Origin of the sequence: Micromonospora sp. NPDC002717 (assembly GCF_040295705.1) — a bacterium.
GTDB lineage: Bacteria > Actinomycetota > Actinomycetes > Mycobacteriales > Micromonosporaceae > Micromonospora.
Genome location: NZ_JBEOVW010000001.1, coordinates 672,487 through 698,782, shown reverse-complemented (window position 1 = coordinate 698,782; position 26,296 = coordinate 672,487). Strand labels below are relative to the sequence as shown.

General features: G+C 72.4%; 21 protein-coding genes and 2 tRNA genes. 16 read left to right on the top strand and 7 right to left on the bottom strand.

Annotation, left to right across the window (positions count from 1 at the left end; translation table 11 throughout):
* Genes yidD through rpmH form a run of 3 tightly spaced genes read right to left on the bottom strand, consistent with a single transcriptional unit; the run spans position 1 to position 876 of the window.
* Positions 1–240 carry a membrane protein insertion efficiency factor YidD gene (yidD, locus tag ABT006_RS03425; RefSeq protein WP_350677800.1) on the bottom strand — a complete coding sequence of 80 codons (240 nt, stop codon included), beginning with the start codon at positions 238–240 and terminating at the stop codon, positions 1–3.
* Positions 241–284: 44 nt separating this feature from the next.
* On the bottom strand, positions 285–701 hold the full coding sequence (gene rnpA, locus ABT006_RS03420) for a ribonuclease P protein component (RefSeq protein ID WP_350702444.1): 417 nt from the start codon (positions 699–701) through the stop codon (positions 285–287).
* Positions 702–738: 37 nt separating this feature from the next.
* Positions 739–876 carry a 50S ribosomal protein L34 gene (rpmH, locus tag ABT006_RS03415; protein WP_091100492.1) on the bottom strand — a complete coding sequence of 46 codons (138 nt, stop codon included), beginning with the start codon at positions 874–876 and terminating at the stop codon, positions 739–741.
* 632 nt (positions 877–1,508) lie between these two features.
* On the opposite strand from rpmH, the gene dnaA reads away from it, so the two are divergent.
* From dnaA to ABT006_RS03390, 5 genes are all read left to right on the top strand, one after another.
* Positions 1,509–3,359 carry a chromosomal replication initiator protein DnaA gene (dnaA, locus tag ABT006_RS03410; RefSeq protein WP_350702442.1) on the top strand — a complete coding sequence of 617 codons (1,851 nt, stop codon included), beginning with the start codon at positions 1,509–1,511 and terminating at the stop codon, positions 3,357–3,359.
* A 790-nt stretch (positions 3,360–4,149) separates the two neighbouring features.
* Positions 4,150–5,283 carry a DNA polymerase III subunit beta gene (gene dnaN, locus ABT006_RS03405; protein WP_350702440.1) on the top strand — a complete coding sequence of 378 codons (1,134 nt, stop codon included), beginning with the start codon at positions 4,150–4,152 and terminating at the stop codon, positions 5,281–5,283.
* A gap of 40 nt (positions 5,284–5,323) precedes the next feature.
* Entirely contained in the window at positions 5,324–6,196 is an 873-nt protein-coding gene (gene gnd, locus ABT006_RS03400) for a phosphogluconate dehydrogenase (NAD(+)-dependent, decarboxylating) (RefSeq protein ID WP_350702438.1), read from the top strand.
* Positions 6,197–6,212: 16 nt separating this feature from the next.
* Positions 6,213–7,346, top strand: a complete 1,134-nt coding sequence (gene recF / locus ABT006_RS03395; RefSeq protein WP_350702436.1) for a DNA replication/repair protein RecF — start codon at positions 6,213–6,215, stop codon at positions 7,344–7,346.
* Complete coding sequence (locus ABT006_RS03390; protein WP_350702434.1) at positions 7,336–7,980, top strand: DciA family protein; 645 nt, start codon at positions 7,336–7,338, stop codon at positions 7,978–7,980. Before recF ends, ABT006_RS03390 begins: the two co-directional genes overlap by 11 nt.
* Positions 7,981–7,983: 3 nt before the next feature.
* Here ABT006_RS03390 and ABT006_RS03385 read toward each other — a convergent pair whose 3' ends face one another.
* Positions 7,984–8,211, bottom strand: a complete 228-nt coding sequence (locus tag ABT006_RS03385) for a hypothetical protein (RefSeq protein ID WP_350702432.1) — start codon at positions 8,209–8,211, stop codon at positions 7,984–7,986.
* 82 nt (positions 8,212–8,293) lie between these two features.
* On the opposite strand from ABT006_RS03385, the gene ABT006_RS03380 reads away from it, so the two are divergent.
* Positions 8,294–8,800 (top strand): MarR family winged helix-turn-helix transcriptional regulator, encoded by a 507-nt coding sequence (locus tag ABT006_RS03380; RefSeq protein ID WP_350702430.1) that lies wholly within the window; start codon positions 8,294–8,296, stop codon positions 8,798–8,800.
* On the opposite strand, the gene ABT006_RS03375 is transcribed toward ABT006_RS03380, so the two are convergent.
* A complete protein-coding gene (locus ABT006_RS03375) occupies positions 8,785–9,339 on the bottom strand; it encodes a hypothetical protein (RefSeq protein ID WP_350702428.1) in 555 nt (184 codons plus the stop codon). The two genes, ABT006_RS03380 and ABT006_RS03375, sit on opposite strands and share 16 nt — an antisense overlap.
* 507 nt (positions 9,340–9,846) lie before the next feature.
* Here ABT006_RS03375 and gyrB point away from each other — a divergent pair.
* From gyrB to ABT006_RS03330, 9 genes are all read left to right on the top strand, one after another.
* Positions 9,847–11,793 (top strand): DNA topoisomerase (ATP-hydrolyzing) subunit B, encoded by a 1,947-nt coding sequence (gene gyrB, locus ABT006_RS03370; RefSeq protein ID WP_350702426.1) that lies wholly within the window; start codon positions 9,847–9,849, stop codon positions 11,791–11,793.
* A 130-nt stretch (positions 11,794–11,923) separates the two neighbouring features.
* Positions 11,924–14,443: a DNA gyrase subunit A gene (gyrA, locus tag ABT006_RS03365; protein ID WP_350702424.1), complete on the top strand. Its 2,520-nt coding sequence runs from the start codon at positions 11,924–11,926 to the stop codon at positions 14,441–14,443.
* Positions 14,444–14,447: 4 nt separating this feature from the next.
* Positions 14,448–15,362 carry a DUF3566 domain-containing protein gene (locus ABT006_RS03360; protein ID WP_350702422.1) on the top strand — a complete coding sequence of 305 codons (915 nt, stop codon included), beginning with the start codon at positions 14,448–14,450 and terminating at the stop codon, positions 15,360–15,362.
* A gap of 219 nt (positions 15,363–15,581) precedes the next feature.
* Positions 15,582–15,655 (top strand) — tRNA-Ile (locus ABT006_RS03355).
* A 45-nt stretch (positions 15,656–15,700) separates the two neighbouring features.
* Positions 15,701–15,829, top strand: a complete 129-nt coding sequence (locus ABT006_RS03350; RefSeq protein ID WP_350702420.1) for a DLW-39 family protein — start codon at positions 15,701–15,703, stop codon at positions 15,827–15,829.
* A 40-nt stretch (positions 15,830–15,869) separates the two neighbouring features.
* Positions 15,870–15,945 (top strand) — tRNA-Ala (locus ABT006_RS03345).
* A 247-nt stretch (positions 15,946–16,192) separates the two neighbouring features.
* Positions 16,193–17,413, top strand: coding sequence for a low temperature requirement protein A (locus tag ABT006_RS03340; RefSeq protein ID WP_350702418.1), 1,221 nt, complete (start codon positions 16,193–16,195; stop codon positions 17,411–17,413).
* Between the two features lie 157 nt (positions 17,414–17,570).
* Complete coding sequence (locus ABT006_RS03335; RefSeq protein ID WP_350702416.1) at positions 17,571–18,089, top strand: SigE family RNA polymerase sigma factor; 519 nt, start codon at positions 17,571–17,573, stop codon at positions 18,087–18,089.
* Complete coding sequence (locus ABT006_RS03330; RefSeq protein ID WP_350702415.1) at positions 18,086–19,234, top strand: hypothetical protein; 1,149 nt, start codon at positions 18,086–18,088, stop codon at positions 19,232–19,234. The genes ABT006_RS03335 and ABT006_RS03330 overlap by 4 nt, the downstream gene beginning before the upstream one ends.
* Before the next feature lie 79 nt (positions 19,235–19,313).
* Here ABT006_RS03330 and ABT006_RS03325 read toward each other — a convergent pair whose 3' ends face one another.
* On the bottom strand, positions 19,314–19,931 hold the full coding sequence (locus tag ABT006_RS03325) for a hypothetical protein (RefSeq protein ID WP_350702413.1): 618 nt from the start codon (positions 19,929–19,931) through the stop codon (positions 19,314–19,316).
* A 266-nt stretch (positions 19,932–20,197) separates the two neighbouring features.
* Between ABT006_RS03325 and ABT006_RS03320 the strand changes: the two genes are divergently transcribed.
* Positions 20,198–21,184 carry an L-threonylcarbamoyladenylate synthase gene (locus tag ABT006_RS03320; RefSeq protein WP_350702720.1) on the top strand — a complete coding sequence of 329 codons (987 nt, stop codon included), beginning with the start codon at positions 20,198–20,200 and terminating at the stop codon, positions 21,182–21,184.
* Positions 21,185–21,661: 477 nt separating this feature from the next.
* On the opposite strand, the gene ABT006_RS03315 is transcribed toward ABT006_RS03320, so the two are convergent.
* On the bottom strand, positions 21,662–26,152 hold the full coding sequence (locus ABT006_RS03315) for a cation-translocating P-type ATPase (RefSeq protein ID WP_350702411.1): 4,491 nt from the start codon (positions 26,150–26,152) through the stop codon (positions 21,662–21,664).
* Positions 26,153–26,296 lie beyond the last annotated feature (144 nt).

Below are 26,296 nucleotides of genomic sequence, written 5' to 3'. Positions count from 1 at the left end.
TCAGGCTCCAGTCACATCGGCACGGCGGCGTCCGCCCGGCTCCGGCACCGGGTCGTGTCCACCTGGGTGGAAGGGGTGGCAGCGCAACAGCCGCCGGACCGTCAGGCCAGCTCCCCGGACAGCGCCGTGCCGGGCCACCGCCTCGAGGGCGTAGGCGCTGCACGACGGGTAGAACCGACAGCGGGCCGGCAGAGCCGGACTTATCCACCGACGGTACGCGATGATCGGCCCGCTCAGCACCCGGGCACCGATCGTCGCAGGCCGTGGCGCGGCCGGCCCGGCGGTCACCGCGACCGCCGTCCGCGGGGCGCCCGCGCGGCGGCGATCGCCGCGTCCAGGTCGGCGCCCAGTCGCGGGTACGCCGCCTCGGCCGCGGCCGGCAGCGCGCGGACGACCAGGGTGCTCCCAGGGGGCAGCTCCGTCAGCCGCTCGCGGACCAGGTGCCGCAGGCGGCGGCGGACCCGGTTGCGGACGACCGCGTTCCCCACTGCCTTGGACACGACGAAGCCGGCGCGGGGCGGCGCGGAGGGTTGCTCCGCACCGCTGCTCCGCGCCGGCTCCGGCGAGGTCGCTGTCGCGGCGTCGGGGGTCGACGGCAGGCTCAGGTGGACGACGATCGCGCCACGGCCGGCGCGGCGGCCACCCCGGACCGCTGCGGCGAAGTCAGTGCTGCGCCGCAGTCGCTGTGCGGCCGCCAGCACGACTGCCCACGTCCCCCCGGACCTGACCCGGTCGGCCTCAGGCCGACAGGCGGGCGCGGCCCTTGGAGCGACGGGTCGAGATGATGGCGCGGCCGGCACGGGTGCGCATGCGCAGCCGGAAGCCGTGGGTCTTCGCGCGCCGGCGGGTGTTCGGCTGGTAGGTGCGCTTGCTCACGTCAGGCTCTCCGTTTTCGTACGCCCCGGGCAAGGGGTCGCCGGGGTCGTGTGGTGGTCCAGGCCACCTCGGCGGTGGCCCCCGATCGGTGCTGCCCGGCGATGCGGGACCTCGGCGATGCGGGGAAGCGACCGCGGACAGCAAGCACCCATCACCCTAGCAGAGGGCGAGAGAGCAGCCGATCCAGCCTACGCAGGCGGGCAACCACCGTCAAACACCCCCACCAGGGCGGACACCGTGCTCCGCCGACGACCGAAGCGGCGGTTTTCGCTGATGTTGCCAAGGGTCGCCGCGCGTCGGCGGTTGATGGCGCGCGGACAACGCTGTTACCGTGCCCGATTGCGGTCAGCGTCGAAAGGTCCGGTCGTCGCTGGCGGGCAAGACCGGACAAGGCAGTGAATCGTTCGGCACGGTGAACCCGCTTCAGCGCCCGTTCAGGCAGGGGGCAGGTCCGACCCGCATCCGGCGGGCGGCCACAATCGGTACGTACACAGGCTGTGGATAACTTGTGGACGAGGACCGGTCGGCCGTCCGGGTGGGTGTCGTTCCGCCCGTGAACGCGGCGGGCCCGGGGCGACCGACCGGAGAAGACGGCGGCGTCGGCGGAGCAGAGGCGAGGGGGTGGCACGACGGTGACCGGCACGACCGACCTTGCCGCAGTGTGGACGGCGACGACCGACGAACTCGCCGACGAGATCATCTCCGCGCAGCAGCGGGCGTACCTGCGGCTGACCCGGCTGCGGGCCATCGTCGAGGACACCGCGCTGCTCTCCGTCCCGGACGCCTTCACCCGGGACGTGATCGAGTCCCGGCTGCGCCCGGCGATCACCGAGGCGCTCACCCGCCGGCTGGGCCGGCCGATCCAGGTCGCGGTGACCGTGCGCGTGGCCGACGACAGCTCCGGCCGCCCGGCGGGCACCGTCTACCGCAGCGCCCCGGAGCCGGGGCTGGTGGACCACGACGGCGGGCCGCGCGACTTCGGCGACGGGCCGGCGACGTTCGACGGCGCGGCGGTGGGCCTGCTGGACGGCACGGCCCTCGACCCCGGGCAGCAACCGCCGCACATCCCCGAGCAGGCGCACCCGGAGCGGCGGTCGGACGGGCCGGTCCCGGCCGCGCTGCCGGTCGACGACGGGCTCCGGTCCGGCCCGGGCGACCGGGACGGCCAGGAGGCCCTGTTCAGCACGGCGTTCGCCGAGCCGCCGCGGCCCGACCGGCGCGCGCCCGACCGACGCGGCTTCGACGAGCAGGCCGCCCGGCTGGACCCGCCGACCGCGGACACCCGGGGGTTCGAGCCGCGTTACCGCGAGGACGCCGTCTCCCCCCGGGACCAGCACGTGATCCGGGCGCTGCCCCGGGACACCGGCACCGACAGCGGGCCGGGTCGGGGTGGCGTGGATCACCGGCCCGGCGGCCGGGACGACCGGCGGCTGCCCGGCGGCGTCGAGAGCGGCGGCAACCGGCTCAACCCGAAGTACATGTTCGAGACGTTCGTCATCGGCTCGTCGAACCGCTTCGCCCACGCGGCGAGCGTCGCGGTGGCGGAGTCGCCGGCGAAGGCGTACAACCCGCTGTTCATCTACGGCAGCTCGGGGCTGGGCAAGACGCACCTGCTGCACGCCATCGGGCACTACGCCACGACGCTGGGCAACGCCCGCTCGGTCCGGTACGTCTCGACCGAGGAGTTCACCAACGACTTCATCAACTCGCTCCGGGACGACAAGACCAGCGCGTTCCAGCGGCGCTACCGCGACGTCGACATCCTGCTGATCGACGACATCCAGTTCCTGGAGACCCGCGAGCGCACCCAGGAGGAGTTCTTCCACACCTTCAACACGCTGCACAACGCCAACAAGCAGATCGTGATCACCTCCGACCGGTCGCCGAAGCAGCTCGCCACCCTGGAGGACCGGCTGCGTACCCGGTTCGAGTGGGGGCTGCTCGCCGACATCCAGCCGCCGGACCTGGAGACCCGGATCGCGATCCTGCAGAAGAAGGCGGCGCAGGAGCGCCTCTACGCCCCGCCGGACGTGCTGGAGTTCATCGCCTCGCGGGTGTCGAACTCGATCCGGGAGCTGGAGGGCGCGCTGATCCGGGTAACGGCGTTCGCCAGCCTGACCCGGTCCACGGTCGAGCTGTCGCTCGCCGAGGAGGTGCTGCGGGACTTCATCCCCGACGGCGCCGGGCCGGAGATCACCGCCGACCAGATCATGGTCTCCACCTCCGAGTACTTCGGCGTCAGCCTGGAGGACCTGCGGGGGCACTCCCGCTCCCGGGTGCTGGTGAACGCCCGCCAGGTGGCCATGTACCTGTGCCGGGAACTGACCGACCTGTCGCTGCCCCGGATCGGGCAGGCGTTCGGCGGGCGGGACCACACCACCGTCATGCACGCCGACCGCAAGATCCGCCAGCAGATGGCCGAGCGCCGCTCGCTCTACAACCAGATCGCCGAGCTGACGAACCGGATCAAGCAGAACACCTGACGCGTACGCCCACCGTCGCACGCGGTGGGGCGAGGAGTGACGGAAGCGCCCGGCCGGACCACCGGCCGGGCGCTTCTTCCTTCTCCACAGCCGGCCCGGGCTTGACCCTCGACATGGTGGAGACCACACCATCGAAGCCGTGTCCGTCCACCGCCCGGATCGTTGTCCACAGCTCGTCGTCCACCGCCTGTGGATAACTACCGTCCGCACAGTCCTCGGTTACCCACAGATTGTGGAGAAACCCTGGGGACGACGCTGTGGACGCCTGGGGACAACGTCGTCGTTGTCCACCGACGACGGTCCGCCTGTGGGCGAGCTGTTGAAGGTTCTGGGGATGACGCCCGTCGAGCCGGTTCCGCCTGTCCACAGGACTGGGGAGAAAGTCCGTGGATTACCGGTGGACAACCGGTGGACAACGGTGGAAAACCTGGGGGAAGTCGCCGGCTGTGGATCGCGACACGGGTTGTACCCCTGGTTCTCCACAGCCAAACCACCGGTGGATAACGTGTCTGACCTGGGCAGACGGCAGTTCTCCACAGTTTGCACAGGTGCGATGAAGATGACGGGTTATCTCTTCTAAGACAACAAAAACCAATCACCACCGTTGGACTTCCTGTGGATTGGCCGGATCCGCCGTGGGCGGGCCTCCGGCACCGGGAAGTCCACGGGGTCGGGCGCACAGCCGATGCCCGCGCGCCCTAAGGTGCGATGGGTACCCGCACGGACAGGCGGGTCGGTAGGCAGCGGTCGGCATGAGAGAGTTGTCGCTGACGTCGACGCGGAGGCATTGATGAAGTTCCGAGTAGAGCGCGACGCGCTCGCCGAGGCCGTGGCCTGGACCGCGAAGAGCCTGCCCAACCGGCCGTCCGTACCGGTGCTCGCGGGCGTGATGCTGCGCGTCACGGACGGGAACCTGCAGGTCTCCGGCTTCGACTACGAGGTCTCCAGCCAGGTGACCGTCGAGGTGCAGGGGGACGCCGACGGGGCCGCCCTGGTCTCCGGCCGGCTGCTTGCCGAGATCACCAAGGCGCTGCCCGCCAAGCCGGTGGACATCGCCGCCGTCGGGGCGCACCTCGAACTGGTCTGCGGCAGCGCCCGGTTCACCCTGCCCACCATGCCGGTCGAGGACTACCCGTCCCTGCCGGAGATGCCGGAGAGCGCCGGCACCGTCGACGCGGCCGCCTTCGCCGCCGCCGTCGCCCAGGTCGCCGTCGCCGCCGGCCGCGACGAGACGCTGCCGATGATGACCGGCGTACGCATCGAACTCTCCGGCAGCACGCTGGCCATGCTCGCCACCGACCGCTACCGGCTGGCCCTGCGCGAGATGGAGTGGAACCCGGACGACCCCGAGGTCAGCATCAACGCCCTCGTGCCGGCCCGGACGCTGCACGACACCGCCAAGGCCCTCGGCCCGCTCGGCGGCCAGGTCACCATGGCGCTCTCCCAGGGCGCGGCCGGCGAGGGGATGATCGGCTTCGCCGGCGGCACCCGGCGCACCACCAGCCGGCTGCTCGACGGCGCGAACTACCCGCCGGTGCGCTCGCTCTTCCCGGCCACCCACAACGCCGAGGCCCGGGTGCCCGTCAGCACCCTGATCGAGGTCGTCAAGCGGGTCGCCCTGGTGGCCGAGCGGGCGACCCCGGTGCTGCTCAGCTTCAGCGCCGACGGCCTGGTGGTCGAGGCCGGCGGCACCGAGGAGGCGCGGGCCAGCGAGGCCATGGAGGCCACCTTCACCGGCGACCCGCTCACCATCGGCTTCAACCCGCAGTATCTGATCGACGGCCTCGCCAACCTGGGGGCCCAGTTCGCCGTGCTCTCGTTCGTCGACGCCTTCAAGCCCGCGGTGATTTCGCCCGCCGGCGAGGATGGCGAGGTCGTCCCGGGGTACCGCTACCTCATCATGCCGATCCGCGTCTCCCGCTGATCGCGCCCGAGAAGACCCCGACGCACGGAGGTAGGAACACATGCAGCTCGGCCTGGTAGGGCTCGGCCGGATGGGCGGCAACATGCGCGAGCGGTTGCGCGCCGCCGGGCACGAGGTGGTCGGCTTCGACCACAACGCGGAGCTGAGCGACGTCGCGACCCTGGCGGAGCTGGCGGAGAAGCTGGAGTCTCCGCGCGCGGTCTGGGTCATGGTCCCGGCCGGTGTCACCGACGCGACCATCGACGAGCTCGCCGGCGTCCTCGGCGAGGGCGACATCATCATCGACGGCGGCAACTCGCGGTTCAGCGACGACGCGCCGCGCGCCGAGCGGCTCAACGAGCAGGGCATCGGTTACCTCGACGTCGGTGTCTCCGGCGGCGTCTGGGGCCGGCAGAACGGCTACGCGCTGATGGTCGGCGGCGCCCGGGAGCACGTCGACCGGCTCATGCCGATCTTCGAGTCGCTGAAGCCGGAGGGCGAGTTCGGCTTCGTGCACGCCGGGCCGGTCGGCGCCGGGCACTACGCCAAGATGGTGCACAACGGCATCGAGTACGGCCTGATGCACGCCTACGCCGAGGGCTACGAGCTGCTGGCGAAGTCCGAGCTGGTCACCAACGTGCCAGGGGTGTTCAAGTCCTGGCGCGAGGGCACCGTGGTGCGCTCCTGGCTGCTCGACCTGCTCGACCGGGCCCTCGACGAGGACCCGGAGCTGGCCGAGCTGAGCGGCTACACGGAGGACACCGGCGAGGGCCGGTGGACGGTCGACGAGGCGGTCCGGCTCGCCGTACCGCTGAACGTGATCACCGCCTCGCTCTTCGCCCGGTTCGCCTCCCGGCAGGACGACTCGCCGGCCATGAAGGCCGTCGCCGCGCTGCGTCAGCAGTTCGGCGGGCACGCCGTCCGCAAGCGCTGACCGGTATCCACAGGCTGTGTACGTCCGCCGGCTCGAACTGGTCGACTTCCGCTCGTACGAGCGGGTCGGCGTGGACCTGGAGCCGGGGGCGAACGTCCTGATCGGCGCCAACGGCGTCGGCAAGACGAATCTCGTCGAGGCGCTGGGCTACGTGGCGACCCTGGATTCGCACCGGGTCGCCACGGACGCCCCCCTCGTCCGGATGGGCGCCGCCTCGGCGGTGATCCGCTGCGCCGTGGTGCACGAGGGGCGCGAGCTGCTGGTCGAGCTGGAGATCGTGCCGGGCAAGGCCAACCGGGCGCGGCTGGGTCGCTCCCCGGCCCGCCGGGCGCGGGACGTGCTCGGCGCGCTGCGGCTCGTGCTGTTCGCCCCGGAGGACCTGGAGCTCGTCCGGGGCGACCCGGCGGAGCGCCGCCGCTACCTCGACGACCTGTTGGTCAGCCGCCAGCCCCGCTACGCCGGGGTGCGCGCCGACTACGAGCGGGTGGTCAAGCAGCGCAACGCCCTGCTGCGCACGGCGTACCTCGCCCGCAAGACGGGCGGGTCGCGGGGCGGGGACCTGTCGACCCTGGCGGTCTGGGACACCCACCTGGCCCGGCACGGCGCGGAACTGCTCGCCGGCCGGCTGGAGCTGGTCGCCGCGCTCGCCCCGCACGTGGCCAAGGCGTACGACGCGGTGGCGGCGGGCCGGGGGGCGGCCGGGATTACGTACCGGCCCTCGGTGGAGCTGGCGGAGCCGACCACCGACCGGGCGGCGCTGGCGGCGGCGCTGACCGCCGCGCTCGCCGAGGCCCGCACCGCCGAGGTCGAGCGGGGCACCACGTTGGTCGGCCCGCACCGCGACGAGCTGGCGCTGACCCTCGGTCCGTTGCCCGCCAAGGGGTACGCCAGCCACGGCGAGTCGTGGTCGTACGCGCTGGCGCTGCGGCTGGCCGGGTACGACCTGCTCCGCTCCGACGGCATCGAGCCGGTGCTGGTGCTCGACGACGTCTTCGCCGAGTTGGACGCCGGGCGGCGGGAGCGGCTGGCCGGGCTGGTCGGCGGGGCGAGCCAGCTGCTGGTGACCTGCGCGGTCGACGACGACGTGCCGGCGTCCCTGCGCGGCACCCGGTACGCCGTCGGCGAGGGGACGGTGCGCCGTGTCGGATGAGCAGTTGCCCCCCGCCCGCCTGGGTCCGGGGCGCGGCGGGCCGGCCGGCAACGACTCCGGCAGGACGACAGGTGATTCCGGCGGCGCGGCGGGCGGCGGGGACGCCCCGGCCGGCGCCAGCGGGCCGGAGCTGGCCCGGGCGGTGCTCGACGCCGCCAGGGCCCGGCGGGAGGCGGCGGCGCGCACCCGCCGGCGTGCCCCCGGCGGTGGCGCGGGTGGCGACGGCGACGGCGGCCCGCAGCGCCGCCTGCGCGGCTACTCGGGCCCGGGGCCGGACCCGCGGGACCCGCAGCCCCTCGGCGCGGTGCTCAACCGGCTGGTGAAGGCGCGCGGCTGGCAGCAGCCGGCGGCGGAGGCGACCGTGTTCGGCGCCTGGGAGCGGGTGGTGGGCCCGGAGGTGGCCCAGCACAGCCGACCGGTCAAGCTGGAGGACGGCGAGCTGACCGTGGAGGCCCGGTCGACCGCCTGGGCCACCCAGCTACGGCTGCTGGCCGGCTCGCTGCTCCAGCAGATCGCCCGCGAGGTCGGCCACAACGTGGTGCGCAAGCTGCACATCCACGGCCCCGCCGCGCCCTCCTGGTCGAAGGGCCCCCGCCGGGTACGCGGACGCGGCCCCCGGGACACCTACGGCTGACGGTCAGTGACCGCCGCGCCGGGCCTCCCGTTCGGCGCGCTTGCGCTCCCGCTGCTCGCGGCTCCACTGCTTGCGGCGTTCCAGGTCCTGCTTCCAGGCCTCACGGGCCTCGTTGGAGCCACCCTGCACGGCACCCTGCACCTCCGGCGGGCCGGCCCAGCGCCGGAAGGCCCACGCCATCAGCCAGCCACCCTCGCCAGAGCCCTTCGGAGCCGGCTTCTCCTCGCTCATCGACTGACCCTTCCGTTAGCGTGCAAATGATTAGTACCCCAACCATTGGTACGATAGCAACGACGACGAGGAGGTCCAGCCCGTGCCCGACGATTTCGACGGGAATCCCCTGGCACTGGAGCAGCAGGTGTGCTTCGCGCTCTCCGTCGCCGCGCGCGGCGTGGTCGCGGTCTACCGGCCGCTGCTGGAGCCGATGGGGCTGACCCACCCGCAATATCTGGTGATGCTCGCCCTGTGGCAGTACGCGCCACTGTCCGTACGCGAGCTCAGCCGCCTGTTGCAGCTCGACCCGGGCACGCTGTCGCCCCTGCTCAAGCGCCTGGAGGCGAACGGCTACGTCCGGCGGGAGCGCGACCCCGCCGACGAGCGCAGCCTCGCGGTGACGCTGACCCCGGCCGGTGAGGCCCTGCGGGAGCGCGCGGAGCAGATCCCGCCCGCGATCGTCGAGCGGCTGGGCCTGCCGATCGCGGACCTGCGTCACCTGCACACCGTGCTGACCCGGGTCATCACCGCCGCCAACCGCGCCGGCGCCGCGGCCCCGCCCGACCCGCGCGGATCGGGCGGGGCGCCGGGTCAGGCGTCGGCGTAGACGGCGAAGCCGCGGTCGGCGCAGCGCCGGTAGAAGGCGGCCAGCACACTCAGCTCGGCACAAGTGAAGTTCCACTGCGGCGGCGCGCCGCTCTCGTCGCGTAGCGCGTCCAGCCGGCTGTCGAGCCAGCGCAACTGCTGCTCGGCCAGCCGCCCGTCGGCGAGCAGCGACCGCAGCACCTGGCTCACCGAGTCGAAGGTCACCGCCTCGCCGTGCGGGCGGTGGCCCGCCACGAACCGCTCGACGCCGCCGGCGATCCAGGCGCAGCCGTCCGGGTCGATCACCGGGTCCTCGTCCTCGGCCGCGGCGTCGGTGGCGTAGAGCACACCTTCGAGCCCGAGCAGCAGGTCCACCAGCTCGGTGTACGCGGTGGCCCGGACGGTGCCGGTCTTGGCGATCAGCTCGGCGAGCGCCGCGGTCGGCGCGGAGATACGCGGCATGTCGACGATGTCGCCGAAGTCGACGAACTCCGCCGGCGCGACCGGATCGTAGAAGCGGCCGGTCCGCGGCCACTGCACCGCGACGTTGTCCAGCCCCATCTGGTGTCACCTCTTAATGAGCGTGTGTCGGTTCGATCGGGTCGATCGTCCGGTTCCGGCCGGAAAAGATCAAGGCCGGGCTGTCGGCGCGGCGGGGCGGGTCTCTCCTGGCCGCCGGCCGACACCGATCGTCGGCCGGTCGCGCCCTCGATCGGGCCCTTGCGTGTAGGGGGAGTCGCGGGCGGCGCGGTTCGGCCGGCTACGTCGGTCTGAGACGCCTCGCAGGGGTGCCGAGTGGTGGTTCTGTCGCTGCCGCACAGTAAGATTGACCCCGAGACGAAGACCCGGTGCGGAGCGACGAGACACGGGCCCGGTGCGGGGCCCGTGATCATTCTCCATGCCAGGTCGAGCCGATCGCGATCCGCGGGCAACCGCGGCGACCGGCACGTTCGACCCGTACCCCGGAATTGTCCCCGGTGCCGGTCCGCGTGCCGACGTCGCGTCCTGTCCGCCGAACCCGCGCCCGACGCGCCACCAGGCGCGCACGGCGCGAGAAAGTGGCCGAGGGTGGCAGCGCAGGACAAGCAGGAGTACGGCGCAGAGTCGATCACCGTTCTCGAGGGTCTGGAGGCGGTCCGCAAGCGGCCCGGTATGTACATCGGGTCGACCGGCGAGCGTGGTCTGCACCACCTGGTGTGGGAGGTCGTCGACAACGCGGTGGACGAGGCGCTCGCCGGGCACTGCGACACCATCGACGTGGTGCTGCTCGCCGACGGCGGGGTCCGGGTCACCGACAACGGCCGGGGCTTCCCGGTGGACCTGCACCCGAAGCTGAAGAAGCCGGGTGTCGAGGTGGCGCTGACGGTGCTGCACGCGGGCGGCAAGTTCGACGGCAAGGCGTACGCGGTCTCCGGCGGTCTGCACGGCGTGGGCGTCTCCGTGGTGAACGCCCTCTCCACGAAGATGGCGGTGGAGATCCACAAGTCCGGTTTCGTCTGGCGGCAGCAGTACCACAACTCCAAGCCGACCCCGCTGGAGAAGGGCGAGACGACGGACCGGACGGGCTCCGCGGTCGCCTTCTGGCCCGACGCGGACGTGTTCGAGACGGTCGGCTTCGACTTCCAGACCATCTACCGGCGGCTCCAGGAGATGGCCTTCCTCACCCGCGGCCTCACCATCCACCTGCTCGACGAGCGGGTTCCGGAGGGCGAGGAAGGCAAGATCCGCGAGGTCACCTTCCGCTACGAGGGCGGCATCGCGGACTTCGTCCGGCACCTCAACGCCTCGAAGAACCCGATCCACCGGACGGTGGTCGAGTTCGGCGCCGAGGAGGAGGGCATGTCGGTCGAGATCGCCATGCAGTGGAACGAGTCGTACGGCGAGTCGGTCTACACCTTCGCCAACAACATCAACACGCACGAGGGCGGCACCCACGAGGAGGGCTTCCGGGCCGCGCTGACCAGCGTCGTCAACCGGTACGGCGCGGAGAAGAAGCTGCTCAAGGGCGACGAGAAGCTCTCCGGCGAGGACATCCGCGAGGGCCTGGCCGCGATCATCTCGGTCAAGCTCACCAACCCGCAGTTCGAGGGCCAGACCAAGACCAAGCTCGGCAACACCCCGGTGAAGAGCTTCGTGCAGCGGGTCTGCAACGAGTGGCTGGTGGACTGGTTCGACCGGAACCCGGCCGAGGCGAAGATCATCATCCAGAAGGCGTCCCAGGCCGCCCGGGCCCGGATCGCTGCCCAGCAGGCGCGCAAGCTGGCCCGGCGCAAGTCGCTGCTGGAGTCCGGCTCGATGCCCGGCAAGCTGGCCGACTGCCAGTCCACCGATCCGCGCGAGTCCGAGGTCTTCATCGTCGAGGGTGACTCGGCCGGCGGCTCGGCCAAGCAGGGCCGCGACCCGCGGACCCAGGCGATCCTGCCGATCCGCGGCAAGATCCTCAACGTGGAGAAGGCCCGGATCGACCGGGTGCTGAAGAACAACGAGGTCCAGGCGCTGATCACCGCGCTGGGCACCGGTATCCACGACGACTTCGACATCGAGAAGCTGCGCTACCACAAGATCGTGCTGATGGCCGACGCGGACGTCGACGGCCAGCACATCCAGACGCTGCTGCTCACCCTGCTCTTCCGCTTCATGCGCCCGCTGGTCGAGCTGGGGCACGTCTACCTGGCCGCCCCGCCGCTCTACAAGATCAAGTGGAACAAGCGGGGCGACGACGCGCAGTACGCGTACTCGGACCGGGAGCGGGACGGGCTGATCGCGCTGCGCCAGCAGAAGAAGCCGAACGCGAAGCCGGACGACATCCAGCGGTTCAAGGGTCTCGGCGAGATGAACTACCCGGAGCTGTGGGAGACCACGATGAACCCGGCGACGCGTACGCTGCGTCAGGTCACGCTCGACGACGCGGCAACCGCCGACGAGTTGTTCAGCGTGCTGATGGGTGAGGACGTCGAGGCTCGCCGCTCGTTCATCCAGCGCAACGCCAAGGACGTCCGGTTCCTGGACATCTGACGGGGCTCGGCGGGCCGACCGGTCATCCACCGGTCGGCCCGGCAATCCACAGAGTTATCCACAGCATGGCCGGTTTCCACAGCCGTTATCCACAGCACGAAAACGACTCTGAGTCTGATAAGGGTTAACAGTGACCGATATCCCCGAGTCCACACCGAACGAGCCCGAGGTTCCCGAGACGGTCGGCGCCGTCGTCGCGCACGACCGCATCGAACCGGTCGGGCTCGAGGTGGAGATGCAGCGCTCCTACCTCGACTACGCGATGAGCGTCATCGTCGGGCGGGCGTTGCCGGACGTCCGGGACGGGCTCAAGCCGGTCCACCGCAAGATCCTCTACGCCATGTTCGACTCCGGCTACCGCCCGGACCGCGGCTACGTGAAGTGCTCCCGCGTCGTCGGCGACGTGATGGGTCAGTTCCACCCGCACGGCGACTCGGCGATCTACGACGCGCTGGTCCGCATGGCGCAGCCCTGGTCGCTGCGCTACCCGCTGGTCGACGGCAACGGCAACTTCGGCTCGCCCGGCAACGACCCGGCCGCCGCGATGCGGTACACGGAGTGCAAGCTCGACCCGCTGGCGATGGAGATGCTGCGGGACATCGACGAGGACACCGTCGACCTGCAGGACAACTACGACGGCCGGGCCAAGGAGCCCACCATCCTGCCGTCGCGGATCCCCAACCTGCTGGTCAACGGCTCCGAGGGCATCGCGGTCGGCATGGCCACCAAGATCCCGCCGCACAACCTGCGCGAGATCGGCGCGGCGGTGCAGTGGTGCCTGGAGCACCCGGACGAGGACGAGGCCACCACCCTCGACGCGCTGATCGAGATCGTCAAGGGCCCCGACTTCCCCACCCACGGCCTCATCGTCGGCACCCAGGCGATCCAGGACGCGTACCGCACCGGGCGCGGGTCGATCCGGATGCGCGCCGTGGTGGAGGTCGAGGAGGACAAGCGTGGCCGCCCCTGCCTGGTGGTCAGCGAGTTGCCCTACCAGGTCAACCCCGACAACCTGGCCGAGCGGATCGCCGAGCTGATCAAGGAGGGCAAGCTCGGCGGCATCGCCGACATCCGCGACGAGTCCTCCGGGCGTACGGGCATGCGGATCGTGCTCGTGCTCAAGCGCGACGCCGTCGCCAAGGTGGTGTTGAACAACCTCTACAAGCACACCCAGCTCCAGGAGACCTTCGGCGCCAACATGCTGGCGCTGGTCGACGGTGTGCCGCGCACGCTCAACCTCGCCCAGTTCATCCGCTACTACGTCGACCACCAGATCGACGTGATCCGCCGGCGGACGGCGTTCCGGCTGCGCAAGGCCGAGGAGCGGGCGCACATCCTGCGCGGTCTGGCCAAGGCGCTGGACGCCCTCGACGAGGTGATCGCCCTGATCCGGCGCTCGCCCACGGTGGAGGACGCCCGGCAGGGCCTGATCCGGCTGCTGGAGATCGACGAGATCCAGGCGACCGCGATCCTGGACATGCAGCTGCGCCGGCTCGCCGCGCTGGAACGCCAGCGGATCCTGGACGACCTGGCCAAGCTGGAGCTGGAGATCGCCGACCTCAAGGACATCCTCGCCAAGCCCGAGCGGCAGCGGAAGATCGTCTCCGAGGAACTCGGCGAGATCGTCGCCAAGTGGGGCGACGACCGGCGGACGAAGATCGTGCCGTTCGAGGGCGAGGTCTCGATGGAGGACCTCATCGCCCGCGAGGACGTGGTCGTCACCATCACCCGCACCGGCTACGCCAAGCGGACCAAGGTCGACCTCTACCGCTCCCAGCGGCGCGGCGGCAAGGGCGTCAGCGGGGCGACGCTGCGGCAGGACGACATCGTCAGCCACTTCTTCGTCTGCTCGACCCACGACTGGATCCTGTTCTTCACCAACAAGGGTCGGGTCTACCGGGCCAAGGCGTACGAGCTGCCCGAGGCCAGTAGGGTGGCCAAGGGCCAGCACGTGGCGAACCTGCTCGCGTTCCAGGCCGACGAGCAGATCGCACAGATCATCGAGATCCCGAACTACCAGGTGGCTCCCTACCTGGTGCTCGCCACGAAGAACGGCCTGGTGAAGAAGACGAGGCTCGAGGAGTTCGACTCCCCCCGGTCCGGCGGCATCATCGCGATCAACCTGCGCGACGAGGACGAGCTGGTCGGGGCGGCGCTGGTCGCCCCGGAGGAGGACCTGCTGCTGGTCTCCAAGAACGCGCAGGCGATCCGGTTCAACGCGAGCGACGAGGCGCTGCGCCCGATGGGTCGGGCCACCTCGGGCGTGATCGGCATGCGCTTCAGCGAGGACGACGTCCTGCTGGCCATGGAGGTGGTCCGCGAGGGGCTGGACGTCCTGGTGGCCACGAACGGTGGTTACGCGAAACGTACCCCGATCGAGGAATACCCGGTCCAGGGCCGGGGAGGTAAGGGCGTGCTGACTGCGAAGATCACGGAGCGACGTGGTGGTCTGGTCGGCGCGGTGGTGATCGACCCGGACGACGAGCTGTTCGCGATCACCAGTAACGGTGGTGTCATTCGGACTCCGGTGAAGCCTGTACGCCGTACGCGTGATCGGAACACAATGGGGGTCAAGCTGATGGACCTTCCGGACGGCGTGACTATCGTGGCGATTGCTCGCAATGCCGACGAGCCTGACGAACAGGACTAGTTGAATGACGGAGACACAGGCGAAGTCGGGGAACACGGGGACCTCGACCAACCCGGTCGACGAGGAGGCCGCCAAGAGCGGCACACCAGCGACCGGCCGCGCGGCCGTGGGCCGGGCGACGGTCCCCGCCGACGCGCCTGCCCCGAAATTCACCCGGGCTCCCGGCATGACACCGCCGCCGGACAAGCCCTCCGAGGACGCGGACGCGGCGGACAGGACCGAGACGGTGGGGGTCGACAAGCCGGCCCCCGCCGCCACGGCGACCGCCGCCAAGCCGACGACGACCCAGCCGCTCACGGTCGGCGCCGGCCAGCCGACCGGCGCCACCGGCACACAGCCGCGGGTCACGGGCACTGCCACGGGCACCCAGCCCCGCGTCACCGGCACGGCCAAGCCGCAGCCGGACGGTGGCCGTCCGACCGGCGCCGGCCGGCCGGCCAGCGGCGGCGGCCTGCCGCCGGGCATCAGCGGCGCGGCCGCCGTCGGGGCCGCGCGTGTGGGCGAGGCGGTACGCGCAGCACGTACGTCGGTCAGCTCGGCCGCGTCGCGCGGACCACGCCGGGCCCGGCTGAACCTCAAGCGGATCGACCCCTGGTCCGTGATGAAGTTCGCCTTCGCCGTCTCGGTGGTGCTCTTCATCGTCGTGGTGGTGGCCACCTCGGTGCTCTACCTGGCCCTTGACGCGATGGGCGTGTTCGCCAGCGTCAACGACAGCCTGACCGACCTGGTCAGCGCGGGCGGCGGTCAGAGCACCAGCGGCTTCCAGATCACCGCCAAGGGCGTGATCCTCAGCTCGGCGCTGATCGGCCTGGTCAACGTCGTGCTGTTCACGGCGCTCGCCACGCTCGGGGCGTTCGTCTACAACGTCTGCGCCGACCTGGTCGGGGGCATCGAGCTGACCCTCGCCGAGCGCGACTGATCCACCTCGGGTAGCCGGGGCACCGCCGATGCGCGGAGCCCCGGCTTCCGTGCGTCGGGGAGCAGGCGCCGGGCAAGGTGTCGCGTGGCCGGCGAAATCGCCTGGGCCGGGCGCGGCGCCTCCGGTAGGTTCAGGGGCGACGGCGACACCCGATGTCCGGGCGGCCCCCGATTTGGGGCCGGGCGGGCGGATGGGTTAATGTTGCGCTCGTCGCTACGCGGGGCTATAGCTCAGTCGGTTAGAGCGCAGAGCTGATAACTCTGAGGTCGCTGGTTCGATTCCAGCTAGCCCCACCGCACATTCGTCCGACGGCAGTCGAGCGCGAGGGTAGGCCCCAAATGTTCAAGAAGCTTCTGGTCCTTGCCGGCGTCGTCGCGGTGGCGGCCGTGGTCGCCAAGAAGATCAAGGCTTCCAGCGACGAGCGCGCCCTCTGGCACGAGGCGACCACCGCGCCCGACCTGCGCTGAGCGCACCGACCACTGCCAGCACCGGCGGCACGTCCGCCCCGGGGCCCTAGCTCAACTGGCAGAGCACTGCCTTTGCAAGGCAGGGGTTAGGGGTTCGAGTCCCCTGGGCTCCACCAGCACTTCCATCGGTTGATCTCGGTTCCGAGTGCAGCCAAGCGGTCACGCCGTCCCTCCTAACCTAGGACCCGGTCGATGGCCGAGGCCGCGCGGGCAGGACGTGCCCGTAGGTGTCTGCCACCATCCGGATAGTGGGCACCCGGTCAGCCAGGCTTCGAGGGTCCACGGCTGCGCCGTGAGGTCGGCCAGGTGATGAAGCGGGCTAAATCGGCGCGCACAAGACAATCCTCCGGCGACCATGGGCGGATGGGGCAGTCATCGGAGCCGGCGCAGTTTGAGGACATCCTGCGCGGCGAAGAGGACGCTCGGCAGGCCAACTTCCTGGAACTGTTCTTCGACCTGGTGCTGGTCTTCGCCCTGCTCGGGGTCGTCAGCCGGATGGTGCCGGACCTTCTCTCCAACAACGTGCGCCAGCAGTGGCTGTCGCTGCCGTACACGATGGTTCTGGCCCTGCCGCTGCTCTGGCTGTGGACGACCACCGCGTACATCACGAGCCGGTTCGACTGCCGCAACCGCTGGATCCAGTTGCTGGTCCTGGTCAGCGCGTTCGGCCTGCTGATCATGGCGACATCCCTGCCGTACGAGTTCGAGGCACGCGGCGCCTTGTTCGCCGTTGTGTACGTGTTGCTGCATGTTGGACGCCCCTTGCTGCTCCGGCCGCTGTTGCGGGAGCACGAGGAGATACGGGCGCTCTACACCCGCCTGGCCATCTGGGCGAGCGTCTCCGGCGTAATCTGGCTCGCCGGGGCGGTGATGCACGGAAACCACCGGGTCGCCCTGTGGTTGATCGCCATCACGGTGGACCTGGTGGTGGCGCAGCTCGGCTGGCCGGTACCCGGCATGCGCCGACCAACTATCAGCGGCTGGGGGATGGCCAGCACCCGACACCTCCCCGAGCGCTACCAGCAACTGCTGCTGATCGCACTCGGCGAGACGGTGGTGTCGATAGGTGTCACCTACGCCAACCACCCCGCCACGCTCGCTACGGCGGCGGCCCTGGTGATCACATTCGTCTCGTCCGTGCTGATGTGGCGGATCTACTTCTATCGCGCCGGCCAGGTGCTGGCGGAGGCCGTCGCGATGTCGTCGAACCGGGAGGTTGCCGGCCGGACGGCTGGCGCTGCCCATGTGCTCATGGTGCTCGGCATCGTCGCCGCCGCGACTGGCTCGGAAATCGTGCTGGCGCATCCTGGTGGGCGGTCCCAGTTGGCCTGGCTGGCGATCATCCTCGGTGGGCCGGCGGTCTTCCTGTTGGGCCGCATTCGGCTGGAACGGATCGTCTTCAACCGGCTCGCCCTGCGCCGGGTCATCGGTATCGCCGCTCTTGCTCTGCTGGCTCCGCCGCTGGTCTTCGGCCCGCCGCTGCTCGCCGCCGTCGCCGCTGCCGTCGTGCTGCTCGGTGTCGCCGTCGCGGACGCGCTACACGCGGCCGGCAGCCCACCGGAGGCCCCGTCCCCGTCCGCGTAGCGGGGACAGTCCGCACGAGGTCCACGGACGGTTAGTGCGGCGCCCGCTGCCAAGGTCCCGGCACCGCTGTCAGGGAGCGGGCCAGGATTGCGGGTGCGGTGAAGCAGCAGGCCATGCTGATCTCGCGTTGTTAAGAGCATGAGACGCGGGAGCTTCCATGGATCTTGAGACGCGGCAGGACTTCACCGCCTTTGTCGCGGCACGGTCGCATGCGCTGTTCCGGACCGCGCTGGCGTTGACCGGTCATCGGCAGCAGGCCGAGGATCTGTTGCAGACGGTGCTGGCCAGGGCGTACCGGCACTGGGGGAAGGTCCGTCATGGTCACCCCGAGGCGTATCTGCGCCGAGCGTTGTACCGGGAGCAGGTGAGCTGGTGGCGCCGGCCGATGCGGGGCCGAGAGGTCTTCACCGATCAGCTTCCGGACGTGGCCGACACGGACCTCACCGGCCGAGTCGACCTGAGCCTGGCGTTGCGGGCGTCCCTGGACCGCCTGGCGCCGAAACAGCGGGCGGTACTCGTGCTGCGATATCTCGAGGACCTGCCCGACGAGGAGATCGCCGACATTCTGCGCTGCAAGCCGGCGACGGTACGCAGCCAGGCTGTCCGCGCCCTCGACCGGATCCGCTCACTCTGCCCTGAACTTGACCATCGTCTGGCGCAGGAGGTTCACCAGTGACCACCCAGCTCGAGAACGCCGTTCGCGAAGCGCTCGACCAGCTCGCCGACGCGCCCCCGCCGGCGGACCTGGCTCAGGCCGCGATTCGTACGGCCGGCCGGCAGCGAACCGCGCGCCTGGCGGTGGCCGGCGTGGCCGCGTTTGCCGTGGCACTGGCCGCTGTACCGCTGGCTGTCGGCGTCCTGACCGCCCCCGACGACGATCTGTCGCCCGCCGGGACGGGCCCGGGACCGGCCGCCAAGCCGTTCGTCGTGACGGCGTACAGCGGGGTCAACAACCCGGGAGATCCGGGGCCGGCGGACGACTATTCGCTGTTGCTCGACCCGGACACCGGTGAGTACGACAAGGTCCCGTTCAACGAGGTGGTGCCGTCCCCGGACGGCAGCCAGGTGCTGGTGCACGAGGGCGACAACAGCCTGGCTCATCCGTCGAGGAGAGGGGTGCTGAACCGGGAGAGCGGGAAGGTCCGGTGGCTGCCGGGCAGCGCCGGCTACACCTCGGGTGCCAGCTGGTCGCCTGACGGTCGGCAGATCCTGATCACCAATCGGCCGAAGGCGGAAGACGACCCCGGCCCTGGCTTCCTGCTCGTCGACGCCGCGACGCTGGCCACCCGCCAGGTCGAGGTGCCCGACGTCAGCACGCAGAACACCAACGGGCTGGCCTTCGTTTGGACACCCGACGGAACAGGGGTCGCCCTGACCCACTCGGTCTCTGATAGCGAGAGCGAGCCGGGCCGGGTGACTGGTATCGGCTTCTACGACCTGTCGGGCAAGCGGACCCGTGTTCTTCGCGTCACTGGCGGCTCGCTCGACGAGGGCAGCGGGTTCTCACCCGATGGCAGCCGGATCGCGCTGGACAACCGGTTCGGGAGCGACCGGATCCAGATCGTGGACGCCGCCACGGGCACCGTCGAAGAGGAGTTCTCCGTACCGACCGCCGGAACGGTGGTGGGCTGGTACGACAGCAGGCACCTGATCGTGAAGGACTACGGCGATCGGGACCTCACCGAACGACCGAGCCTGAAGGTCGTCGACCTGACCGGCAAGGTGACGAAGACGGTGCAGCTCGCGGAGGGATCGGACACCGCGCAGCGGGTGCATGTCGGATCATCGCTCGGTACGGCCACCGAGAAGCTCGCGTTCTGACCAGCATGGCCCACGACATCGCGTCGTGGGCCATGCCCCTGGTTCCGGTCCCGCGGGTCAGGTCTGTTTCACGCTCAACTCATGCCTCGTTGCGGCGGCGCACCCGCATGAGAAGCAGGAGTACGAGGCCGGCCGCGACGAGGCTGCCACCCATCGCGGCGAGCCTGCCGAGCGCCGGGCCGGAGATCCCCGTGTCGGTCACGGGCAGGCTCGGGCGGGCTGTCCCGCCGGTCGCCGGGCAGGTCTGCGCCAGGTCGAAGGTGCCGTCGGTGCCCGTGATCACCGCCGTCGCGTTGGTGAGGGCGAACGGATTCACCAGTTCCCCGGTCGAGGACAGGCCGGCGGGCGTCCTGATCCACGCCTTGTCGCCGACGATCGCCCGGTCGCCGGCGGGCGTGGTCGTGATGGTCTCCGTGACGGGGCCGCCCTCCGTGGCGAACTCGATGGTCAGCGAGGTGAAGGTGCCCTGCTGCTTGGGAGACGGCAGGGCGAAGACCCAGACGTCCTCGCCCGGGAAGGGGCCGCCGCCGAGGTTCGGATCGCATTTCTGGGTGCCGAACGCGGCCGCTGTCGTGCCGACGTCCGCCGGATCGATGTTGATGGTGGTGTCGGCCCAGGCCGGTGCGGCCGATCCGAGGCCGATCGCGGCGGCCAGGATGGTGGCTGCCCCGATACGGGCCAATGTCCGTATTGACAACAAAATCACCCCAAGTATGGAATCTCCGTGAACACCTGTTGAAGTGGGGCGCGACCCGTCGTCAGGTAACCACGGACGACCCGGGCGTACCGGCTGATTCGAACTCTTCCCCCACGGGCCGGACAGCCGTGATAGGCAGAGTGCGAACTGCGATGCGCGGTTGCGGCCTGCGGGCAGGGATCCAACCGGGCATGTGCCGCCGCGGGACCGAACGAGCCACATCGGCGGCCGCCTGCGCTCCGCCTGCCCCGGCACGTTAGCGTCGGATCGTGACCGGATCCCCGCGCGTGCTCTCGGCCGGCAGCGGCATTGCCGAGGCCGCCTCCGTCCTGCGTACCGGCGGGTTGGTGGCCTTTCCCACCGAGACCGTCTACGGGCTCGGCGCGAACGCGCTGGACCCCCGTGCGGCCGCCCGGATCTTCGAGGCCAAGGCGCGGCCCAGCTTCGACCCGCTGATCACGCACCTCGCCGACGCGGCCGAGCTGGAGAAGCTGGTCGGGGCGGTGCCGCCGGCGGTGGCGACGCTGGCCGAGCGCTTCTGGCCGGGGCCGCTCACGCTGATCGTGGACCGGCCGGCGGCGATCCCGCCGATCGTCACCTCCGGGCTGGCGACGATGGCGGTCCGGGTGCCGGACAACACGTACGCGCGGGCGCTGATCGCCGAGGCCGGGGTGCCGGTGGCGGCGCCGAGCGCGAACCGGTTCGGTCAGCTCAGCCCGACCCGGGCCGAGCACGTGGTGCGGGGCCTGGGCGCGGCCGTGGACGTGGTGCTCGACGGCGGGCCGACGCGGTGCGGGATCGAGTCGACCATCGTGGACGCCCGGGGCGAGCGGCCGGTGGTGCTGCGGCTCGGCGCGCTGCCGCTGGAGGCGCTGGAGGAGGCCGTCGGCCAGGTGACCGTACGCCCCGGCAGCTCGGGGCAGCCGGTCGCGCCCGGCACGCTGGCGGCGCACTACGCCCCGCGTACGCCGTTGCGGTTGGCGTCGGGCGGGGAGCCGCCGGCAGCCGACGGGGTCCGGCGCGGCTTCCTGGCCTTCCGCGAGCCGCCGGCGGGCGACTGGGCGGCGGTGGAGGTGCTCTCCGCCGCCGGTGACCTGACCGAGGCCGCCGCGCGGCTTTTCGACGCGCTGCACGAACTGGACGCCACCGGGGTCGGCGAGATCGTGGTCGAGCCGGTTCCGGAGGTCGGCGTCGGCCGCGCGATCAACGACCGGCTGCGCCGCGCCGCCGCCACCTGGCAGCCGGCGGACTGACGTACGCCGGCTGCCGGTGATCGACGGGCACGAGCTCGTCGGCATCGTGGCCGTCGCCGACGTGGCCCGCTCCCTGCCCGAGCGTCCCGTGGGTGACCTCATCGAGGCCATCTCCGAGCGCGGTCGACCGCACGACACGACCGGTCGCCGCCGGCCTCCGGCCCCGGCCGGGAGGCGGCGATCTCTGTACGGGGAATCGGCCTGTCGCAGGTTGTTGCCCGACGCGCCCGGACGGCTCCTGACCGGCCGGCCGGGGTCCTGTCGAGCTGCCCCGTCCATGAGACCGGTGGGCGGGGCGGCCAGGTGACGCCACGGGCCGGGCGGCCGGGTTCAGGTGAAGTTCACCGGTGAGGCCCACGGGGGTCGGGGCCCACGGCTGACGCCGACGGGCTGAGGCGGACCGGCCAGCCCCGTTGGTGGGGCAGCTCGACAGCGTCGACAGGGAAGGGCCGACGACGGATCAAGCGGCGGTCACCGCTACGACACCGCGTCACCAGTATCGCCGGCGTCGCCCGCGTCGCTGGTGTCGCCCGCGCCGCTGTCGGGTTGCTCCGCGCCGTGCGGGCCGGACTGCGGCAGGCGTTCCACCAGGCGGGTGAGCGCGCCGTTGGCGAAGGTCGCGCCGAGCGCCGAGCCCGTGGCGATGGTCCAGCCGACCGGGCCGAGCGGCGTGCAGCCGAAGAACTGGCTTACCCCGGGCGTCTGCACGACCGCCGCCAGCGCCCCGAGCGACACGGCGGTGGAGGCGAGCACTGCCGGGCTGGTGCCGCCGGCCAGCACGGTCTGCCCGAGCTGGGTGCCGACCAGCGACACCAGCGCGACCGTGCCCGCCCGCCGGGGCCGCCCGGTGTAGCGGGCCAGCGTCCAGCCGGCGGTGGCGCCCAGCGTGGTGGCGGCCGCGCGCAAACCGATCTCCCTGGTCATCGTCTCGCCGAGGGAGGTGTCCGGGCCCTCCCGCAGCAGGCCGTCGGCGTGGTCCGCAGCCGGGGGCCGGATCGCGATCGCCAGCGCCGGGGCCAGGTCGGTGAGCAGGTTGACCAGGAGGAGCTGTCGCCCGGTGAGCGCCGACCGGCCGGTGGCGGCGGCGGTGAGCACGCTGAACGCGATCTCGCCGAGGTTGCCGCCGACCAGGATGCTGAGCGCGTGGCGTACCGAGGACCACATCGCCCGGCCCTCGACCAGGGTGGCGATGATGGTCTCCAACCGGTCGTCGGTGACCACCAGGTCGGCGGCCGCGCGGGCCGCCGGGGTGCCCCGCTGGCCGAGCGCGATGCCCACGTCGGCCAGCCGGATCGCCGGCGCGTCGTTGGCGCCGTCCCCGGTCATCGCGACCGTACGCCCGCACTTCTGCAACGCCTGGATGATGCGCACCTTGTGCGCGGGGGTGCACCGGGCCACCACGTCCGTGGCGGCCAGCCGGGCCGCGAGGGCCTCGTCGTCGAGCTGGTCGAGTTCCGTCGCGGTGACCACCCGCTGCTCGTCGTGATGGCTGATGGTGGTCGCGATCGCCTCGGCGGTCGCCGGGTGGTCTCCGGTGATCATGATGGTGTGCACGCCGGCCTGGCGGATCCGGCGCACGGCCGGGGCGGCGCTCTCCCGCACCCCGTCGGCGAGAGCCAGGTAGCCGAGGAAGGTCAGGTCGCGCACCTGCTCGTCGGTGACGCCCGGCGACGAGACCCGGCACTCGGCCACGGCGAGGATCCGGTGCCCCGCCCCGGCCCGGTCGGCGAGCGTCGCGTGCAGCCCGTCGCGTCCCTTGTCGTCGAGCGGCTCGTCGCGTCCCCCCGGCGTACGCCAGGCGGAGCATCGGGGCAGCACCGACTCCGGTGCCCCCTTCACGCTGAGCAGCAGCAGGCCCCCGCTGCGCCCCACCGTGGCGTGGTAGCCGCGGGACGGCTCGAACGGCAGGCCGCCGACCGCCTCCCACCCGTCCGCGCCGGTCTGCTCGACCACCCCTGCGGCCTGGGCGCCGTAGCGGACGGCGCGGTCGGTCTGCTGGGCCAGCTCGTGCGGGTCGGCGGCGGCCGGGGTGGCCCGCAGGGCGGCGGCGAGGGTGGCGCGCTGACCGTCGTCGAGTCGGTCGACCGGGGCGTACCGGCTGTCGTCGCCGACCCCGGCGAGCATCAGTTGCCCCTCGGTGAGCGTGCCGGTCTTGTCGAAGCAGAGCACGTCCACCCGGCCGAGCGCCTCGATGGTGCGTGGGTTGCGGACCAGCGCGCCGTGCTCCGCCAGCCGCCGCGCGGCGGCCAACTGGGCGGCGCTGACCAGGAACGGCAGCCCCTCCGGCACGGAGGCGACGGCCAGGTTCGCGGCGGTCGCGGCGGTCTGCGCCAGCGGCACGCCCCGCAGCAGACCCGCGCCGGCCACCGCCACCGCCGAGCTGGCGGCCAGCGGGACCGCCGCCCGGGTCAGCCTGCCCAGCCGGGCCTCCACGCCGCTCGCCGGAGGCGCCTGCCGGGCCATCGCCAGGCTCCGCCCGGCCTCGGTGTCCGCGCCCGTCGCCACCACCACCGCCGTGCCCTGGCCGGCGGCGACGGTCGTGCCCTCGTAGAGCATCGACCGCCGGTCGGCGACCGCCGCGGCGACGACCGGCTGGTCGGTCTTGCCGACGGGCAGCGACTCGCCGGTGAGCGAGGACTCGTCGGTCTCCAGGCCGGCCGACTCCAGCACCCGGCAGTCGGCCGGGACGGCGTCCCCCGATTCGAGGAGGATGACGTCCCCCGGCACCAGGTCCTCGGCGGGCAGCACCCGTTCCGCGCCGTCCCGGCGCACCCGGGCGGTCACCGCCGAGCGGGACAGCAGCTCGGCCAGCGACCGCTCGGTGTTGCGCTGGTGCACCGCGCCGAGCAGCGCGGACCCGCCGACCACCCCGCCGACCAGGGCGGCGTCGACCAGCGAGCCGAAGGTGGCGGAGAGCACCGCCCCGGCGGCGAGCACCGGCGTCAGTGGGTTGGCCAGCTCGTCGACGAAGGCGCGCAGCAGCCCGGTCGGCCCGGCGGGCTGCCCGGTCCCGCCGCTCCGGCGGCGCTCGGCCTCGGTTGTGGCCAGCCCGCCCGGCGCGGTGCCGAGCTGGTCGAGGACGGCCGAGGACGGCATCAGGTGCCAGGCGGTGACCGCCGGTGCCGGGGTGTCCGCCCGGTCGGGCAGGCGGCGCGCCCGTACGACGCCGTGCGCGAAGGCCAGCGCGGCCGCGCCGTTCACGGCGGCGAGGGTGCGGCCGGGCAGCTGCTCGGGTGCGGCGGTGAACGCCCCCAGCGCGCCGAGGCCCGTGCCCGCCAGGGCCACGCCGAGGTTCTGCCGGGTCATCCGGCGGGCCACCCCGGTCGCCTCGATCAGCAGCGCCACCACCCGCAGGTCGGTGCCGACCAGCAGGTGCGCGCCCCAGGGCGGCAGGTCCTCCGGGGCGGAGATCCCCAGGCCGCAGTCGGCGACGCCGAGCGCGGCCCGGTCGCCGGAGGCCACCATCACCACCGCCCCGGCGAACTGCAGCGTCCGCACCGACTCGGCCAACCGGTCGCCGCCGGGCAGGTGGGCGTCGGCGAAGCCGTACCGCCGCTCGTCGTCGCCGGCCACGACCACCCGCAGGCCGGCCTGGCGGGCGGCGGTGGGCAGGGCGTCCACGCCCGGCGCGGGCTCCGGGTCGACCCGCAGCACGGCGGCGAGGGTGTCGCCGTCGGCCAGGCCGAGCAGGGATCCGCCGCCCTCGCGCAGCCGGCGGCTGTCGGTGGTGTCACCCGGGTCCTCGGCGTCCAGCGCGTCCAGCGGCCCGAGCCGCCAGCCGTCGGCGCGCCGCAGCTCCCACGGGGCGGCCGGGTCGAACAGCGTGAACGCGCGTGTCGCCACCTGTCCGACGTCCGCCCCGTCCAGCGGCGCCAGGTCCGCCAGCACGCCCCGGTCGGAGCCGAGCACGGCCGCGTCCAGCACCAGCGTGTCGATCCGGTCGAGCTCGCGCAGCACGCTGCGGTCCATCGCGATCACCCCGCGCCGGGCGAGGATCCGGCCGAGCTGCGCGGCGTAGCCCTCGCGGCCGCTGCCGGGAGCCTTCGGCAGCGCGGAGAGCCCCAGCGCGGCGCCCCGCTTCCGGCCCACCACCGGCGTGGCGGCGGCCGCGGCGGCGGCGCCGGCGGTGAGCATCCGGACGACGTACTTCTCGGCCGGGCCGTCCGGCTTCGGGCGGGGACGCTCGACCTTCGGCGTCCGGGCGACGGCCCGCTCCGGGTCCCCGGTCAGCCGTGGCTCCGCCTGCGCCCAGGCCCGGAGCTGGGCCCGCGCCTCACCCCACTGCACCACCCGCTGCGCGCCGTCGAGCACGATCCCGGCCCAGCCGCCGGTCAGTCCCTGCACGACCGCCTCGGCCAGCGGGAACAGCAGGTCGGCGCGCGGATCGGCGCGCAGGCCCCGGTCGGCCAGCGCGTGCAGCCTCGGGTGCAGGTCGACCGCGCCGAGCAGCCCGGCGACCTCCCCGGGCACCGGCGTGAACGGCAGGATCCTCGTGGCGGCGGAGATGGTCAGGCCGAGGGCGTCGGAGGCCAGCCCGCCGAGGGTGCGCGGCGTGCGCGGCCCCTCCTCGGGAGGGTGCGGCGGCGGGATCTCCGGGTCCGGCTCGTGCGGGCAGGTGCGTTCCGCGCGGGCGACGGTCGCGACGAGGTCGCGCAGGCTCGGCTCCGGCGTACCGACGGCCACGACCACCCGGCCCGACGGGGCGTTGACCCGGGCCCATTCCACCCCCGGCATCCGCTCCAGCGCCGCCTCGACCTGCCGGGCGAGGGTGTCGCCGCCGTCCTGGCAGACGCCGTGCACCTCGATGTGGTGCCGCCCGGGGCGGGACCAGACCCGACGCTTGGTCAGCCCGGCCACGCGGGCCAGCCGGGTGGCGGCGGCGCCGACGGTCCGGGACGCCTCGCCGACGACCTGCGGCACGGCGACGGACGGCAGGAGCCGGCCGGCGGCGCGGCCCAGCGAGGTCATCGAGGCGTACGACCGGACAGGCGCCGGCCAGGCCCCCCGCTGCTGCTGCTCCCGCCGTACGCCATCTCGCCTCCCACGCCTCCGCTCCGGCGCCCTGGCTTCCCGGCGGGCCGTCCGTTATGCCCTTCGAGCAGGGGAATTTCT

Bases quoted from the DNA above. Each gene is read 5' to 3' on its own strand.
- ABT006_RS03350 (WP_350702420.1), top strand. From the start codon at position 15,701: ATGTTCAAGAAGCTTCTGGTCCTTGCCGGCGTCGTCGCGGTGGCGGCC.
- ABT006_RS03360 (WP_350702422.1), top strand. From the start codon at position 14,448: ATGACGGAGACACAGGCGAAGTCGGGGAACACGGGGACCTCGACCAAC.
- ABT006_RS03315 (WP_350702411.1), bottom strand. From the start codon at position 26,152: ATGACCTCGCTGGGCCGCGCCGCCGGCCGGCTCCTGCCGTCCGTCGCC.
- ABT006_RS03335 (WP_350702416.1), top strand. From the start codon at position 17,571: ATGGATCTTGAGACGCGGCAGGACTTCACCGCCTTTGTCGCGGCACGG.
- dnaN (WP_350702440.1), top strand. From the start codon at position 4,150: ATGAAGTTCCGAGTAGAGCGCGACGCGCTCGCCGAGGCCGTGGCCTGG.
- gnd (WP_350702438.1), top strand. From the start codon at position 5,324: ATGCAGCTCGGCCTGGTAGGGCTCGGCCGGATGGGCGGCAACATGCGC.
- ABT006_RS03340 (WP_350702418.1), top strand. From the start codon at position 16,193: ATGGGGCAGTCATCGGAGCCGGCGCAGTTTGAGGACATCCTGCGCGGC.
- ABT006_RS03385 (WP_350702432.1), bottom strand. From the start codon at position 8,211: ATGAGCGAGGAGAAGCCGGCTCCGAAGGGCTCTGGCGAGGGTGGCTGG.
- ABT006_RS03375 (WP_350702428.1), bottom strand. From the start codon at position 9,339: ATGGGGCTGGACAACGTCGCGGTGCAGTGGCCGCGGACCGGCCGCTTC.